The organism is Devosia sp. MC521 (assembly GCF_014127105.1).
GTDB lineage: Bacteria > Pseudomonadota > Alphaproteobacteria > Rhizobiales > Devosiaceae > Devosia.
This window is the reverse complement of the sequence record NZ_CP059902.1, coordinates 405,001-418,638: the sequence shown is the minus strand read 5'-3', so window position 1 is coordinate 418,638 and position 13,638 is coordinate 405,001. Positions and strand designations below refer to the sequence as shown.

General features: G+C 58.6%; 12 protein-coding genes (1 of these 12 only partly in view). 6 read left to right on the top strand and 6 right to left on the bottom strand.

Going from position 1 to position 13,638, the window contains the following annotated elements; genetic code table 11:
- The first annotated feature begins 127 nt into the window (after positions 1–127).
- The 4 genes from H4N61_RS01995 to H4N61_RS01980 all read left to right on the top strand — a co-directional run bounded on the left by H4N61_RS01995 (position 128) and on the right by H4N61_RS01980 (position 5,018).
- Complete coding sequence (locus tag H4N61_RS01995; RefSeq protein ID WP_199368607.1) at positions 128–1,603, top strand: ABC transporter substrate-binding protein; 1,476 nt, start codon at positions 128–130, stop codon at positions 1,601–1,603.
- 75 nt (positions 1,604–1,678) lie between these two features.
- Entirely contained in the window at positions 1,679–2,626 is a 948-nt protein-coding gene (locus tag H4N61_RS01990; RefSeq protein WP_182394818.1) for an ABC transporter permease, read from the top strand.
- Entirely contained in the window at positions 2,623–3,450 is an 828-nt protein-coding gene (locus tag H4N61_RS01985) for an ABC transporter permease (protein ID WP_199368608.1), read from the top strand. Before H4N61_RS01990 ends, H4N61_RS01985 begins: the two co-directional genes overlap by 4 nt.
- A 2-nt stretch (positions 3,451–3,452) precedes the next feature.
- A complete protein-coding gene (locus H4N61_RS01980; protein WP_182394817.1) occupies positions 3,453–5,018 on the top strand; it encodes an ABC transporter ATP-binding protein in 1,566 nt (521 codons plus the stop codon).
- On the opposite strand, the gene H4N61_RS01975 is transcribed toward H4N61_RS01980, so the two are convergent.
- The 5 genes from H4N61_RS01975 to H4N61_RS01955 all read right to left on the bottom strand — a co-directional run bounded on the left by H4N61_RS01975 (position 5,015) and on the right by H4N61_RS01955 (position 10,580).
- Complete coding sequence (locus H4N61_RS01975; RefSeq protein WP_182394816.1) at positions 5,015–6,328, bottom strand: GH1 family beta-glucosidase; 1,314 nt, start codon at positions 6,326–6,328, stop codon at positions 5,015–5,017. The two genes, H4N61_RS01980 and H4N61_RS01975, sit on opposite strands and share 4 nt — an antisense overlap.
- Positions 6,329–6,473: 145 nt before the next feature.
- Positions 6,474–7,532: an Mrp/NBP35 family ATP-binding protein gene (locus tag H4N61_RS01970; RefSeq protein ID WP_169195796.1), complete on the bottom strand. Its 1,059-nt coding sequence runs from the start codon at positions 7,530–7,532 to the stop codon at positions 6,474–6,476.
- Positions 7,533–7,614: 82 nt separating this feature from the next.
- The gene (locus tag H4N61_RS01965) at positions 7,615–8,799 is read right to left on the bottom strand and encodes an amino acid aminotransferase (protein ID WP_169195795.1); all 1,185 of its coding nucleotides are present in this window, start codon (positions 8,797–8,799) and stop codon (positions 7,615–7,617) included.
- 96 nt (positions 8,800–8,895) lie between these two features.
- Positions 8,896–9,822 (bottom strand): electron transfer flavoprotein subunit alpha/FixB family protein, encoded by a 927-nt coding sequence (locus tag H4N61_RS01960; protein WP_169195793.1) that lies wholly within the window; start codon positions 9,820–9,822, stop codon positions 8,896–8,898.
- The gene (locus H4N61_RS01955; RefSeq protein ID WP_169195791.1) at positions 9,822–10,580 is read right to left on the bottom strand and encodes an electron transfer flavoprotein subunit beta/FixA family protein; all 759 of its coding nucleotides are present in this window, start codon (positions 10,578–10,580) and stop codon (positions 9,822–9,824) included. The genes H4N61_RS01960 and H4N61_RS01955 overlap by 1 nt, the downstream gene beginning before the upstream one ends.
- 247 nt (positions 10,581–10,827) lie before the next feature.
- Here H4N61_RS01955 and H4N61_RS01950 point away from each other — a divergent pair, with 247 nt between their 5' ends.
- Both H4N61_RS01950 and H4N61_RS01945 read left to right on the top strand, forming a co-directional pair.
- Positions 10,828–11,997 carry a M20 aminoacylase family protein gene (locus H4N61_RS01950; RefSeq protein WP_182394815.1) on the top strand — a complete coding sequence of 390 codons (1,170 nt, stop codon included), beginning with the start codon at positions 10,828–10,830 and terminating at the stop codon, positions 11,995–11,997.
- A gap of 102 nt (positions 11,998–12,099) precedes the next feature.
- On the top strand, positions 12,100–13,170 hold the full coding sequence (locus tag H4N61_RS01945) for an AbrB family transcriptional regulator (RefSeq protein ID WP_182394814.1): 1,071 nt from the start codon (positions 12,100–12,102) through the stop codon (positions 13,168–13,170).
- Positions 13,171–13,218: 48 nt separating this feature from the next.
- Here the strand turns inward: H4N61_RS01945 and H4N61_RS01940 are convergent, their stop codons facing one another.
- On the bottom strand, positions 13,219–13,638 hold the 3' portion of the coding sequence (locus H4N61_RS01940) for an alpha-glucosidase family protein (RefSeq protein WP_169195922.1). Its footprint extends 1,236 nt past the window's final position; the window shows 420 of its 1,656 coding nt (coding positions 1,237–1,656); the start codon falls outside the window, past its right edge; its stop codon occupies positions 13,219–13,221.

Here is a 13,638-nt window from a genome sequence, read left to right as displayed (position 1 = left end):
GTGCATAGCGCCTTTGCGGCGCCCACATAGGCGAAAAGTTTGACAGACAGGGGCGATGCGTGCGCAAAGCGTTTTGCCTATACATATCTCTGCCGAGACGTGGACAGTTCGGCCTCAGGAGACACCCATGACGATGACCAAATCCCTAGCGCTGGCCACCGCCGGCCTGATCTTGGCCACCACCGCCGCTTTGGCGCAACCGAGCGAGCTCAAGCTCGGCGTCGTATTGGAGCCACCAGCGCTCGACCCGACCGCAGGCGCGGCTGAAGCCATCGACATCGTTGTGTTCCAGAACGTGTTTGAGGCGCTTGTGCGCATCGAACAGGATGGATCTGTGTCCCCCGGTCTGGCCAAGAGCTGGGCCGTCTCTGAGGACGGCAAAGCTTATACCTTCGTGCTCAATGAAGGCGTGACCTTCCATGACGGCACGAGCTTTGACGCTGAAGACGTAAAGTTCACCTTTGATCGGATCTTGGCTGACGACAGCGTCAACGCACAGAAGGCGCTGTATCAGGTTATCGACAGCGTCAACGTGATTGATCCGCTCACTGTCGAGTTCAAACTCAAGCGTCAGGATGGCCTGTTTCTCTTCAACATTGGTCGTGGCGACGCTGTGATCGTTGCGCCAGAAAGCGCCGAAAACAACGCGAACGAGCCGATTGGGACCGGGCCGCTGCATTTCGTGCAGTGGGATCGCGGCAGCCGCGTGGTTCTGGAAGCCAATGGCGCCTATTGGGGCATGCCCTTGGCGCTCACCAAGGTGACCTATCGCTTTATCGGCGATACCGCGACCATGACCAATGCGCTCCTGGCAGGCGACATCGACGGCACCAATAATTTTGGTGCGGAGGCGCTGGCTATTTTCGAGAACAATCCGCAGTTCAAGATTGTTACCGGCACGACGGAAGGCGAGACCATTCTCTCGACCAACAACCAGCGTGAACCGTTCACCCATCTCAAGGTCCGTCAGGCGATGGCCCATGCGATCAATCGTGACGAGCTGGTGGCCGCGACCTATGGTTATGGCACGCCGATTGGCACCCATTTCGCGCCACACCACGCCGACTATCTCGACCTGACCGCGACCTATCCCTATGATTTGGAAAAGGCCAAGGCACTGCTCGCAGAAGCTGGCTTCCCCGATGGCTTCTCGGCAACGCTGAAGCTGCCACCGCCAGCTTATGCACGCACCTCCGGCCAGATCATCGCCAGCGAATTTGCCCAGATCGGCATCAAACTCGAGCTGATCAATATGGAATGGGCGCCTTGGCTGGAGGATGTGTTTGGCAACAAGGATTTCGACCTGACCATCATCAGCCATGTCGAGCCGTTCGATATTGGCATCTATGCCGACCCGAACTACTATTTCGGCTATGATAACCCGGAAGTTCAGGCCCTCAACGAGACGATGAATGGCACAATCGATCCCTCCGAACGCAAGCGTCTTGTGCAAGAGATCCAAACCATCATCGCCAAGGACGCCGTCAACGGTTACCTCTTCCAGCTGCCACAGACCGGCGTTTGGAACGCCAAGCTCGACGGCATGTGGCAAAACTCGCCGATTGAAGGCGTGGTGTTGCGCGACATTCACTGGACGGAATAAGCGACTGCTACAGGTCAGCCACAATTTTTTGATTTACGGCCTTCCCCGCAAACACGGGGAAGGTTTTTTGCTGTCGTGATCCTCTATCTCGCCCGCCGCATTGCCGGATTTGCCGCAACGCTCCTGATCGCAGCGCTGCTGATCTTTTTCCTGTTGAATCTGCTGCCCGGTGATCCGGCGCGCTTCATTCTGGGCATCAATGCGCGGGAAGAAACCGTCGCTGCGCTGCGCGCTCAAATGGGCCTTGATGCCCCCGCCTATCAGAGGTTTCTCACTTGGGTGTGGGGGATGATGAACAGCGATTTCGGCGTGTCAGCGACGCAGAAGCAGCCGGTGATGCAGCTCATTGTTGAGCGACTGCAGGTGACCTTGCCTCTGACCGTCATCGCTATGATGGTCTCCGTCGTCATTGGTCTGCCCATTGGCATCTTGGCCGCGCAGAACCGCGGTAAGCCCGCCGACACGGCGCTGATGATCGCTGCGCAAACGGGTGTCGCCATACCAAACTTCTGGTTCGGCATGTTGCTGACGCTGGTCTTTTCGGTGTCACTGCGTTGGCTGCCAACCGGGGGCTTTACGCCCTGGAGTGAAGATTTCGGCGCGGCGGCGCGCGGCATGATCTTGCCCGGGCTCGCGCTTGCGCTGCCTCAGGCGTCCATTCTGGCACGCGTCATGCGCACGGCTCTGGTGGACATGGCTGGACAAGATTTTATTCGAACAGCCCGCGCAAAAGGGCTCACCAAAAGCCAAGCGTTGTGGCGGCATGGGGTGCGCAACGCCCTCTTGCCGGTGATGACCATCCTCGGGCTGCAGTTTGCGTTTCTCGTCGCTGGGACCATTATTGTCGAGAATGTTTTCTACCTTCCCGGCCTCGGACGACTGATTTTTACGGCGATTTCTGAGCGTGACCTCATCCTTGTGAGCGGGACAACCATGGTACTGGTTCTGGTGGTGAGCCTGACCATGCTGATCACCGACATTGCCTATGTGCTGATTGATCCGCGTTTGCGGGGGCGCACATGAAACATATGCTTCGTCACCCCAGCCTCGTCATTGGCCTCAGCGCCGCGCTCGCCTTTGCGCTTTTGGGGATGCTCTCGCTCATCTGGACGCCCTACCCGATTGAGCAAATCGCCGTGTCACGTCGGTTCCAAGCCATGGGTGCCGAGCATTGGCTCGGTACCGATCAGCTTGGTCGCGACATGCTCTCGCTGATTATGAGTGGCACGCTGACGAGCTTTTCTGTTGCGGCTGTAGGTACACTCATTGGTCTCTGCATCGGTGTGCCGCTCGGCCTTGCAGCCGCGGCGTGGGGCGGCGCGGTTGAATGGTTGGTCTTGCGGTTTTCCGACCTGACGTTCGCCTTTCCATCGGTGATTGTCGCTATTTTAATGACCACATTGATTGGGCCGGGCGAGATCAACGCCATGGTGGCCATTGGTATTTTCAACATACCCGTTTTTGCGCGCGTGGCACGCGGCGGTGCGCTCGCCGTCGCGACGCAGGATTTTGTGTCGGCTGCACGGCTCGCGGGCTTGGGCAATATCGCCATTTCGGCGCGGCATCTGCTGCCCAACATCATGAGCCTGGTCATTGTGCAGGCGACCATTCAGCTCTCGCTCGGCATCCTCTCGGAAGCGGGGCTTTCCTACATTGGTCTTGGCACCCAACCACCAGCGACCAGCCTCGGGCTGATGCTGCGCGACGCGCAGAGCCTCTTCCTCATTCAGCCCATGCTGAGCATTATTCCAGGGCTCACCATTGTGCTGATCGTCATCGCCCTTAACCTGGCTGGCGATGGACTTCGCGATGCGATTGATCCGCGTCTGCGCCGTGAGGGGCTGTAACCATGGCGCTCATTGAACTTGAAAATCTCACGATCCACTTTGGCTCCTATGCGGCAGTTGACGGCTTGAGCCTGTCGATTGCCAAGGGAGAGCGCTTCGGCATTATCGGGGAGAGTGGGTCTGGCAAATCGATGACGGCGATGGCCATTGCCGGCCTGTTGCCGGACCTCGCCAAAGTCTCCGGTCGTATTCTGTTCGATGGCGCGCCGCTGCCGCAGGACGAGCAGGACATGGCGCGTCTGCGCGCGCAAAACATCGGCTTTGTTTTTCAAGAACCTATGACGGCGCTCAATCCGCTGATGAAGATCGGCAAGCAGATTGAGGAAGCCCTTGTGCTCTCTGACGCACCAAAGCGTGGCGACACGGCAATTGCAGCGCTGCTCGATGAGGTCGGGCTTGAGGCCAAACACGCCGAGCGCTATCCGCACCAGCTTTCGGGCGGACAGCGCCAGCGTGCCATGATCGCTATGGCTTTGGCTGGTGAGCCGGAATTGCTGATTGCCGACGAGCCGACCTCGGCGCTCGATGTGATCACGCAGCGCAAAGTGCTTGATCTGATCGCAGAGGTGAGCACGCGGCGGCAGATGACGCTTCTGTTCATCAGCCATGACATCAAGGCTGTGGCGGTGCTCTGCGAGCGCGTGGGCGTTATGCAGAAGGGCAAACTGGTCGAGATCGGCGCCACTACCGATGTGATTGCCAATGCCAAGGACAGCTATACGCAAAAACTGCTCAAGGCGACGCGCATCGATCGCCTCACCGACGGGACATTTGTCGGCCCCGAGCCCCTTCTGAGCGTGGAAGCGGCGACGCGCGCCTACGCACAGGGCGGACGCTTCTTTGGCCGCCAGGAGCCCGTAAAAGCCGTTTCAGATGTGAGTTTTTCCATTGGCAAAGGCGAGTGCTTGGCACTCGTTGGCCCGTCGGGCTGTGGCAAGACCACATTGGCGCGCATGATCGTTGGTCTCGACAGCGCCACCTCGGGGCAATTCGTGTTTGATGGCACGCGCTATCACGGCAAAGACCTGCCACCAACGCGCCGCGCCGACATTTCCTTGGTCTTCCAAGATCCCTTCGGTAGCTTTGATCCGCGTATGACCATCGGGCAATCGCTTGGCGAGCCCCTGCCCTTGCGCGGTGCGCTCTCGCCACTTGACCGTCACGCGCGGCTAGTTGAGGCGATCAGCGCTGTTGGGCTCGATCCTAAAATGCTCGACCGATACCCGCATGAATTTTCCGGCGGTCAGCGCCAACGCCTCGCCATTGCCCGCGCCATGGTGACGCGACCAAAGCTTGTGGTGCTCGACGAACCGGTGTCGGCTCTCGACGTTTCCGTTCGCGGGGATATTTTGGCGCTGCTGGCAAAACTGCGCGCCGAGCATGGCTTGAGCTATCTCATCATCAGCCACGACCTCGACATGGTTGGCGCTATGGCTGACCGTGTGCTGGTGATGGAGAAGGGCCAAATCGTCGAGGAAGGCGCGCCTCAGAAGCTCTTCGCGCAGCCCCAGCACTCTCTGACGAAAGCGCTGGTGGCCGCACGATTACCCGAGGTTTTCGCCGCTTAACGCGTGTTATGCAGCAAGCCCTGGAAGGCGCGGAAGCTGGCCTTGGGCGTACGCTTTTGCGTTGCGTAATCGACATGCACGAGGCCGAAGCGCTTATTGTAGCCCTCCGCCCATTCGTAATTGTCGAGCAGTGACCAAGCGAAATAGCCACGCACATCGGCGCCTGCTGCCTGAGCCGTGCGCACGGCGTTGAGGTGATCTTCGTAATAGGTCACGCGGCGCGGATCATTGTCGCCTTCGACCTCGGCCATGCCGTTTTCAGTGATGTAGATCGGGATCTTGGTGTATTCGTTGGAGACGCGCACCAAGAGGTCTGTGAGACCCTGCGGGTAAATTTCCCAACCAATATCGGTTTTTTCGAGCGGGCCTTTGACCTGCTCGGCTGGCACATTGGGGTTGGACGAGGCTTTATAGAGCCCGCGCGTGTAGTAATTGATGCCGAGCCAATCGAGTGGACGCGAAATAACGCCCATATCGGCCTCATAGTTGGCTGGAAGATAAGGCGCGAGCCATTCGCGCAGCTCCTTGGGATATTCACCCTTAAAGACGCCGCCGAGATACCAGCGGTTGAACAGCGCGTCGCCCATGTTGAAGGCGGCAAGGTCTTCGGGCTTGTCGGTGGCCGGTTCGGCCTTTTCCAAGTTCAGCACAATGCCGAGGTTTTTCGTGCCGGTGGCGCGTAGGGCGTCAATGGCGGTGCCGTGTGCGAAAAGCACATGATGCATAGCCCGAGCTGCAGCGCGCAAGTCGCGATAGCCGGGGGCGTGGGCACCGAGATAATGGCTGAGGAAAGCAACGCACCACGGCTCATTGATCGTGGCTGTGGCGTGTAGGCGATCACCGAATTTTTCCCCGATCAGTGTCGCGTAGTCGCCAAACCAATTGGCAATGTCACGGTTCATCCAACCGCCGCGATCCTGCAGGGTGGATGGCAGATCCCAGTGATAGAGCGTTGAATAGGGTTTGATGCCGCGTTCGAGCATGCCGTCGATAAGACGATCATAAAAGTCGACGCCAGCTTGGTTTATCGCGCCAGTCCCTTCCGGAATGAGGCGCGGCCAAGAGAAGGAAAAGCGATAGGCGTCAAAGCCGCCGTCTCGGATCAGATCGAGATCTTGCGGCCACAGTTCGTAGTGATTGCAGGCATCGCGGCCGGTGTCACCATTGTGAACATTGCCAGCCGTCGCGGAAAAACTATCCCAAATAGAGGAGCCCCGGCCGTCTTTTTGGCCACCTTCAATCTGATAGGCGGCTGTCGCCACGCCAAAGGTGAAATTGGGACCGAAATCGTGACGATTGAACGAAAACATGGGCACTCCTCCTGCACTGGGGCAATCGGATAGCATTGGCGAAGCCCGCTATGCAATCGATATAAATGCGGTGTGCGAGTTGGTATGCCCCCACCTAACCTCCCCCGAAGTCGGGGGAGGGATTGGGCTGGTGGTGAGCGGGAGATCAGCGCAGCGTGGTGATCACTTTGCGCGCGATGGCGCGATAGGCTTGCGCTTCTGCGCCCTCTGGCACTGCAACAACTGGAGGTGTGCCGGCATCAGAATTTTCGCGGATCGACATGACCAAAGGAATCGCCCCGACAAAGGGAATGCCCATAGTTGCTGCGGCGCGTTCGGCCCCGCCAGAGCCAAAAATATCGTAGCGATTGCCGGTATCGGGAGCGATGAAATAGCTCATGTTTTCGATCAGCCCGAGAACTGGCACCTGCATCTTGCCCAGCATGTCGATGGCCTTTTGCGCGTCGATGAGCGCCAAGTCCTGAGGCGTTGAGACAATCACCACGCCGTCGACAATAGTTTGCTGGAATAGAGCTATGTGGATGTCGCCGGTGCCGGGCGGCAGGTCGATGACCAAAACGTCGAGATCGCCCCAATCGGTTTCGCGCAGCAATTGGCGCAGCGCCGAGGTCGCCATTGGTCCGCGCCACACGACCGCCTGCCCTTCGACCAACATCGAGCCGATCGACATAACTTTTAAGCCATAGGCTTCGTGGGGCGTGAAAATGCCGTCATCGCGAATGGCGGGCTTGCCTTCAAGCCCGAGCAGTTTTGGCACGGAGGGGCCATAAAGGTCCGCGTCCAAAATGCCGACTTTTAGGCCTTCGGCGGCGAGCGAGAGCGCAAAGTTCACTGACGTGGTGGATTTGCCAACGCCCCCCTTGCCCGATCCAACGCCGATGATGCGCTTGATCCCATCGACCTTGGTTTTGCCCGGCGGGGTAGCCTTGCCATGCGAGAATTTTGCGACATTGGGCTTGTCGCCCGTCACCGACACCAGAACCTTGCGGTCGCCACCAAGGGCCTGCGCGCGTTTAACCGCCTGCTCCCGCGTTGGCCCAAACGCGGCTTCCATGCCAGGGGCGACGGCAATCGCAAAAGCGATGGCGCTTGGCGTAACGATGATTTCGGAAAGCCCGGCATAGCTGGCGAGATCGCCGCCGCCGGGAATTTCGACCTCAGAAAGCGCGGCTTTAATGCGGGCGGCCAGTTCTACGTCAGCCATGGCGCTGCAATTCCTCGTTCTGGATCAAAAAATGATGCACCCACACAGAGGCGGGTGCATCAGCATACATCAGCTAAGACGCTTAGCGGCTAACGGCCAGAATAGCGTCAGCAAGTTCGCCCATCTTCGCTTCCGGCAGGCCGGCAACGTTGATGCGGCTGTCACCAGTCATGTAGACGCCGTTTTCCTGCTTGAGCTTTTCGACCGCTTCATTGGTCAAGCCAAGCAGCGAGAACATGCCACGGTGGCTCGAGACGAAGTCGAAGTCCGTGCTGTTGGAGCGTTCGCGGATCGCTGCGGAAAGCTTTTCGCGCAGATAGATCATGCGATTCCGCATTTCGGTCAGCTCGGTTTCCCACTCGGCCCGCAGCGCGGCGTCCGTGAGAATGGTGCGGATGACTTCAGCGCCGTGATCAGGTGGCTGCGAATAGGCGCCACGCACGACATTGAGCATCTGCGAATTGGCAATATCGGCTTCAGCCGCATTGCGGGCAACCAAAATGGCCGCACCAACGCGTTCCTTGTAGAGGCCAAAATTCTTCGAGCCCGAGAAGGCGAGAACGGCTTCTGGCACGGCAGCGATGACCTTACGGGTGCCATAGGCGTCAGCTTCGATGCCATCGCCAAAGCCGAGATAGGCCAGATCGATAAATGGCAGTGCGCCCGTGCGGACGAGGCTATCAGCGACCTGATCCCACTGGGCCGGGGTCAGGTTTGCACCGGTTGGATTGTGGCAGCAGCCGTGTAGCAGCACAACATCGCCAGCCTTGAGGCCGTTGAGTGTCGCGAGCATCTCATCGAACTTTACGCCACGCGTTTCAGTGTCGAAGTAAGGATAGGTCTTGAGATCAAAACCGGCCTGCTTTGCCATTGGCACGTGGTTGGCCCAAGTTGGGTCAGACACATAGAACGAAGCACCCGGACGCGCGCGGGTGATCAGCTGCATCAGCACCCAAAGCGAACCTGTGCCGCCTGGTGTCTGCGCGATACGAACACGCGAGCGATCCAGGCCATCTTCAAAGATGAGATCGAGCACAGCGGCGCCAAAGCCCTTGTTGCCAGCGATGCCAAGGTAGGTTTTGGTTTTTTCGTTCGAAAGAATACGCTCTTCAGCTTTACGAACCGAAGTCATGACCGGGGTCACGCCCTTCTCGTCTTTGTAAACGCCTACGCCAAGATCGATCTTGGTGGAACGCTGGTCAGCGGCATATTCGCCCATCAGCGCAAGGATCTTGTCGCTAGGGGCCTGAGTAAGTGTTTCGAACATTGTGCTTCGTCCGGTGAAAAGGCACGGTCTTTATAGGCCGGGCCGGGATTTTTGCAATTGCAAGCTGGGCAAGAAGCGTTCGCCTCTCGCGCGGACTTAACCGCGCCGGGATACGCCCAGATTTTGCAGTTCTGCTGTGAGCTGGGGAACGATCTCGAAAAGATCACCAATCAGCGCGACATCCGCGATTTTAACAATCGGGGCCTCTGGGTCCTTGTTGATCGCGATGATCTTCTTGGCCCCCTGAATACCTGCCAAATGCTGCAAGGCTCCAGAGATGCCGACGGCGATATAAATATCTGGAGCGATGATTTTTCCGGTTTGCCCCACCTGCCAATCATTGGGGGCGTAGCCCGCATCAACCGCCGCGCGAGTCGCGCCAACGGCGGCACCCAACACAGCGCCAAGATTTTCGATGAGCTTGAACCCCTCAGCCGATCCGACTGACACGCCACCACCCACGACGACTTGTGCCGTCGAAAGATCTGGCACATCACTTTCAGTGCGGTGCTGCGCGATCAATCGGGCTGCTGCGGGGACAGTGGAAGAAAGGGTTTCGACAGGCGCCGAACCAGTTCCGGCGACAGGGCGGAAGGCAGAGGCCCGGACGGTGAGGACATGCTTTGCCTGACTGTCAGAAACCGTTTCGAGCGCATTGCCAGCATAGACCGGACGCACGAAGCAGCTTGCACCTTCAATAGCGATAATGTCGGTAACCGGTTGAATGTCGAGTTTTGCAGCGAGGCGCGGCATCACATCCTTGCCTACGCTCGAAGCGCTGGCGACGATGTAGTCATAGTGAGGCGCGAGGCTTTCGAGCAGCGCAGCGATGGCTTTGGCCTCAAGCGGAACGGCCGCTGAAATCACCTTAGCGACACCCTGTAGAGCGGACGCGGCCGATGTTGCTGCAGGATCAAGCACCAATAGATCAACCGCGCCGAGTTGTGCGGCCGCGCCAACGACGCGCGCTGTTGCGGGCGAAAGCTGGGTGTTGTCGAGATCAGCGAGAACAAGAACGCTCATTAGATTGCCTCCAGCTCGTTGATATCTGCCGCGATAAGCGAAGCCAGCTCGGTTGCAGACGCAACACTTGTCCCGGCGACGCGCTCGGGCGGCGGTGTTGTTTTTTCCACGGTCAGGCGCGGGGTGAGGTCAACGCCGAATTCACTCACGGCGCGAACAGCGAGCGGCTTGGATCGCGCCTTCATGACCATGGGAAGTGCCGCATTGCGCGGGGTGTTGAGGCGTAGGTCAGCGGTGACAATGGCCGGCAAACTGAGCGCGATCGTCTCGCGCCCATAATCCACTTCCCGGGTGACTTCCAAATCACTGCCCGCAATTTTGATCTCGGATGCGAATGTCGCCTGCGGCCGATCGGTCAGCGCTGCCAACATTTGCCCAACGTGATTGCTGTCATCATCGACGGCTTGCTTGCCCAAAAGCACGAGGTCAGGCTGTTCTTCCTCGACCACCTTAGCCAGCAGCTTAGCAATGGTCAGCGTTTCCAATGCCTGATCGGTTTCGACCAGAATGCCACGATGCGCGCCCATGGCGAGGGCGGTGAGGATGACGTCATTGGCAGGTTTTGGGCCGATGGAGACGATCACCACCTCAGTGGCGTGCCCGGCCTCCGCCAATTGCACAGCAGCTTCAACCGCGTGCTTACAGAACGGGTTCATCGACATGCGGACGCCCGTGGTTTCGACGCCCGTACCATCGGGGCGAACGCGAATGCGTACGTTGTGGTCGACCACACGTTTTACCGCGACGAGGATTTTCATGAGCTACTCCGTCATACCGGAGTTTCAATCGCAAAAATGGCTGGGGCGGGCAACCCAAAGCAAAGGAAATTTGGGCTAAGGCCGTCAGCTTTGTTGGAAAAGCAAACCGCTCTGTAAGCCTTTGTCGCCTCCGCTACTCGGAAAGGCACAAAATACACTTGCACCAGCGCCGCCATGGCGCGCAAAAACTTGACGGCGAGGGACAGGACAGAGACACTGCCATGTCTTCCCCTGCTTTGGTTTGCCTATGCCTATCCTCAACCGCATTGCTGAATTCCATGACGAAATCACCGCTTGGCGCCGCGACCTGCACGCCCATCCGGAGATTTTGTTCGACGTTCATCGCACTGCGGGCATTGTCGCCGAAAAACTCAAGGAATTCGGCGCGGACGAGGTGGTAACAGGCGTTGGCCGTACCGGCGTTGTGGCTGTCATCAACGGGCGCACCAACACTTCGGGACGCTCGATTGGGCTGCGCGCCGATATGGATGCGCTGACAATTTTCGAGAAGACCAGCGCGCCATATGCCTCCACCGTGGAAGGCAAAATGCACGCCTGTGGCCATGACGGCCACACCTCCATGCTGCTCGGAGCTGCAAAATATCTAGCAGAGACACGCAATTTTGATGGTCGTGTCGTGCTGATTTTCCAGCCAGCCGAAGAAGGCGGCGGCGGCGGCAAGGTCATGCTTGACGATGGCCTGCTCGAGCGCTTCCCCGTTGATGAATTCTACGGCATGCACAATTGGCCCGGACTGCCGCTCGGCCATTTCGCCATTCGGACGGGCGGCATCATGGCCGCAACCGACCGGTTCTACATCACCATCAATGGCCAGGGTGGCCATGCGGCACGTCCTCAGCAGACCATCGACCCGATCATCGTGGCGACCCAAATGGTCACCGCTTTGCAGTCTATCGTCTCCCGCAATTTGAGCCCGCTGGATAACGCGGTGCTCAGCGTCACCATGATCGAAGCGGGTGAAGCAGACAACGTCATTTCCAGCACCGCAAAAGTGACCGGTACAGTGCGGACGCTCGATGGAAAGGTCCAAGACTTCATTGAGCAGCGCCTCACCGAATTGGTTCCGCAATTTGCCCAAAGCTTTGGCGCGACAGCGACCATTCGGTATGCACGCGGTTACCCTGTCACCGTCAATACCGCCGATCAGACCGCCTTCGCTGCCGCTGTTGCGCGCGATGTCGTCGGCTCCGACCGGGTAAACGACGACTGCGAACCCTCTATGGGCGGAGAGGATTTCTCCTTCATGCTCAATGAGCGTCCCGGCGCTTACATCTTCATCGGCAATGGCCCGAGCAGCGAATTACACACCGACACTTACGACTTCAACGATGATGCCATTCCTGTCGGCGTGAGCTACTGGGCGCGGCTCATCGAAAAAGCACTGCCCGTCCGCTAAGGATATCGTTGATACACACCCAAACCGTCTCTTGTTCCAAGAGGCGGTTTTTTTTGAAGCACCACGCCACTGCCCCCGCGTATGGCGTGTCTGAGAGCCCAGATGTCCGCACCAGCCTCACTGTCCGCCGCACGAAGCGGGGTGTTCACGCTTGGCACTCTGCTGATTGCCATTTTGGGCGGGGTCAGTGCGGAGCTCATAGGCTTTCCAGCAGGCTGGCTGATGGGCAGCGCCATCAGCGTCAGTATTGCGGCGATACTCAAATTCCCGCTCACCGTGCCCGATTGGTTGCGTGACCTCATTTTTGTATTCATTGGCGTTTCTATCGGCGCCAGCGTCGCGCCCAATAGTCTGGAGTTGCTCGGACAATGGCCGGTGTCGCTGGCAGCGCTGGCGCTCGAGTTGATCATCATCGTGCTGGTCACTGGCTGGCTGCTGACCAAGCTTTTTAAGCTCGACGCGGGCACAGCCTATTTGAGCTCGTTTCCGGGCCACCTGTCCTTCGTTCTAGGGATTGCCGCGACCGGCATCGGCAATGCCCGACAGATCGTCATCATACAGGTGATGCGCGTTCTGTTCCTCACCATCGCAGTCCCGATCGGCGCGATGTTCCTGCCCGTGCAAGCGCCTGATCTGCCGGCCGCCGGAGATCCCCTTTCAATAGCCCAGATCTTGCTGCTCGCGCTGTGCTGCGCCCTCGTGGGCCTCGTTTTCGTGAAACTCAAAATCCCTGCAGGGATGGTGCTGGGTGCTATGGCGGCCGCAACAATCGCCAAGCTGGGCGGTGCCTACAGCCAGCCCCTGCCCGACCAACTCGTCGTCACCATCTTCATCCTCACCGGCGCCCTGATCGGCTCACGGTTTATCGGAATCACCTGGCTAGAATTTAAAGCCGCCGCCCTCGGTGGGGTCATCGCCACAGCTGTGATGCTGGTAATCGTCACCGCCATGGCCTATGGCGTTGCGCAATTGGTCGACATTCCCATGGCGCAAATTTGGCTCGCCCTTTCGCCCGGTGCACTCGAAGGCGTCGGCGCTTTGGCGATTGCCATGGGCTATGACACCGCCTTCATCGCGGCGCATCACGTCATCCGTCTGCTGCTTTTGAGTTTCGCTATTCCAACCGTTGCCTTGTTCATTCGCCGTTTGGAGGCAAAAGAAAAGGGGCACTAATGCCCCCCTCTCCAGCTCTATGAGCCAACCTCCAATTGGCGGAGCAATTCACTCCTCCGCAACCGCAGGGGCTGGCGCTCGATACGCCACCGAACCTTCGCCCGCAGGCACTAGCAAAACCGCCGTTCCGTTCGGCCCCAAATCAATCGCTCTACCGCTCACAACCGCATTGTGACTAACCGGCTCTAGCGCCAAATCGCCCCCTGCAAGGTCCACCGACCGCGCTTCCGGCGATAGGTTGAAGACGCAGATCACATCCTGATCTCCTGCCGAGCGGCGGAAAGCAAGGACTGGCTCGTCGGTGTCAAAGAATGCGATATCACCCGTCAGCAGCGCCGGATGTGCCTTCCGCCAAGCAATCAGCTTACGGAAGAAATTGAGGGTCGAGTTTGGATCGGCGTTCTGAACGTCAACCGCAAGTTCCAAATGCGCGTGCTTAATCGGCAGCCATGGCGTTCCCGATGTGAA

Excerpts from the sequence above, each read along its gene's own strand:
- H4N61_RS01975 (WP_182394816.1), bottom strand. The coding sequence starts at position 6,328 with ATGTTTTCGTTCAATCGTCACGATTTCGGTCCCAATTTCACCTTTGGC.
- H4N61_RS01960 (WP_169195793.1), bottom strand. The coding sequence starts at position 9,822 with ATGAGCGTTCTTGTTCTCGCTGATCTCGACAACACCCAGCTTTCGCCC.
- H4N61_RS01970 (WP_169195796.1), bottom strand. The coding sequence starts at position 7,532 with ATGGCTGACGTAGAACTGGCCGCCCGCATTAAAGCCGCGCTTTCTGAG.
- H4N61_RS01965 (WP_169195795.1), bottom strand. The coding sequence starts at position 8,799 with ATGTTCGAAACACTTACTCAGGCCCCTAGCGACAAGATCCTTGCGCTG.
- H4N61_RS01945 (WP_182394814.1), top strand. The coding sequence starts at position 12,100 with ATGTCCGCACCAGCCTCACTGTCCGCCGCACGAAGCGGGGTGTTCACG.
- H4N61_RS01950 (WP_182394815.1), top strand. The coding sequence starts at position 10,828 with ATGCCTATCCTCAACCGCATTGCTGAATTCCATGACGAAATCACCGCT.
- H4N61_RS01955 (WP_169195791.1), bottom strand. The coding sequence starts at position 10,580 with ATGAAAATCCTCGTCGCGGTAAAACGTGTGGTCGACCACAACGTACGC.
- H4N61_RS01980 (WP_182394817.1), top strand. The coding sequence starts at position 3,453 with ATGGCGCTCATTGAACTTGAAAATCTCACGATCCACTTTGGCTCCTAT.
- H4N61_RS01995 (WP_199368607.1), top strand. The coding sequence starts at position 128 with ATGACGATGACCAAATCCCTAGCGCTGGCCACCGCCGGCCTGATCTTG.
- H4N61_RS01985 (WP_199368608.1), top strand. The coding sequence starts at position 2,623 with ATGAAACATATGCTTCGTCACCCCAGCCTCGTCATTGGCCTCAGCGCC.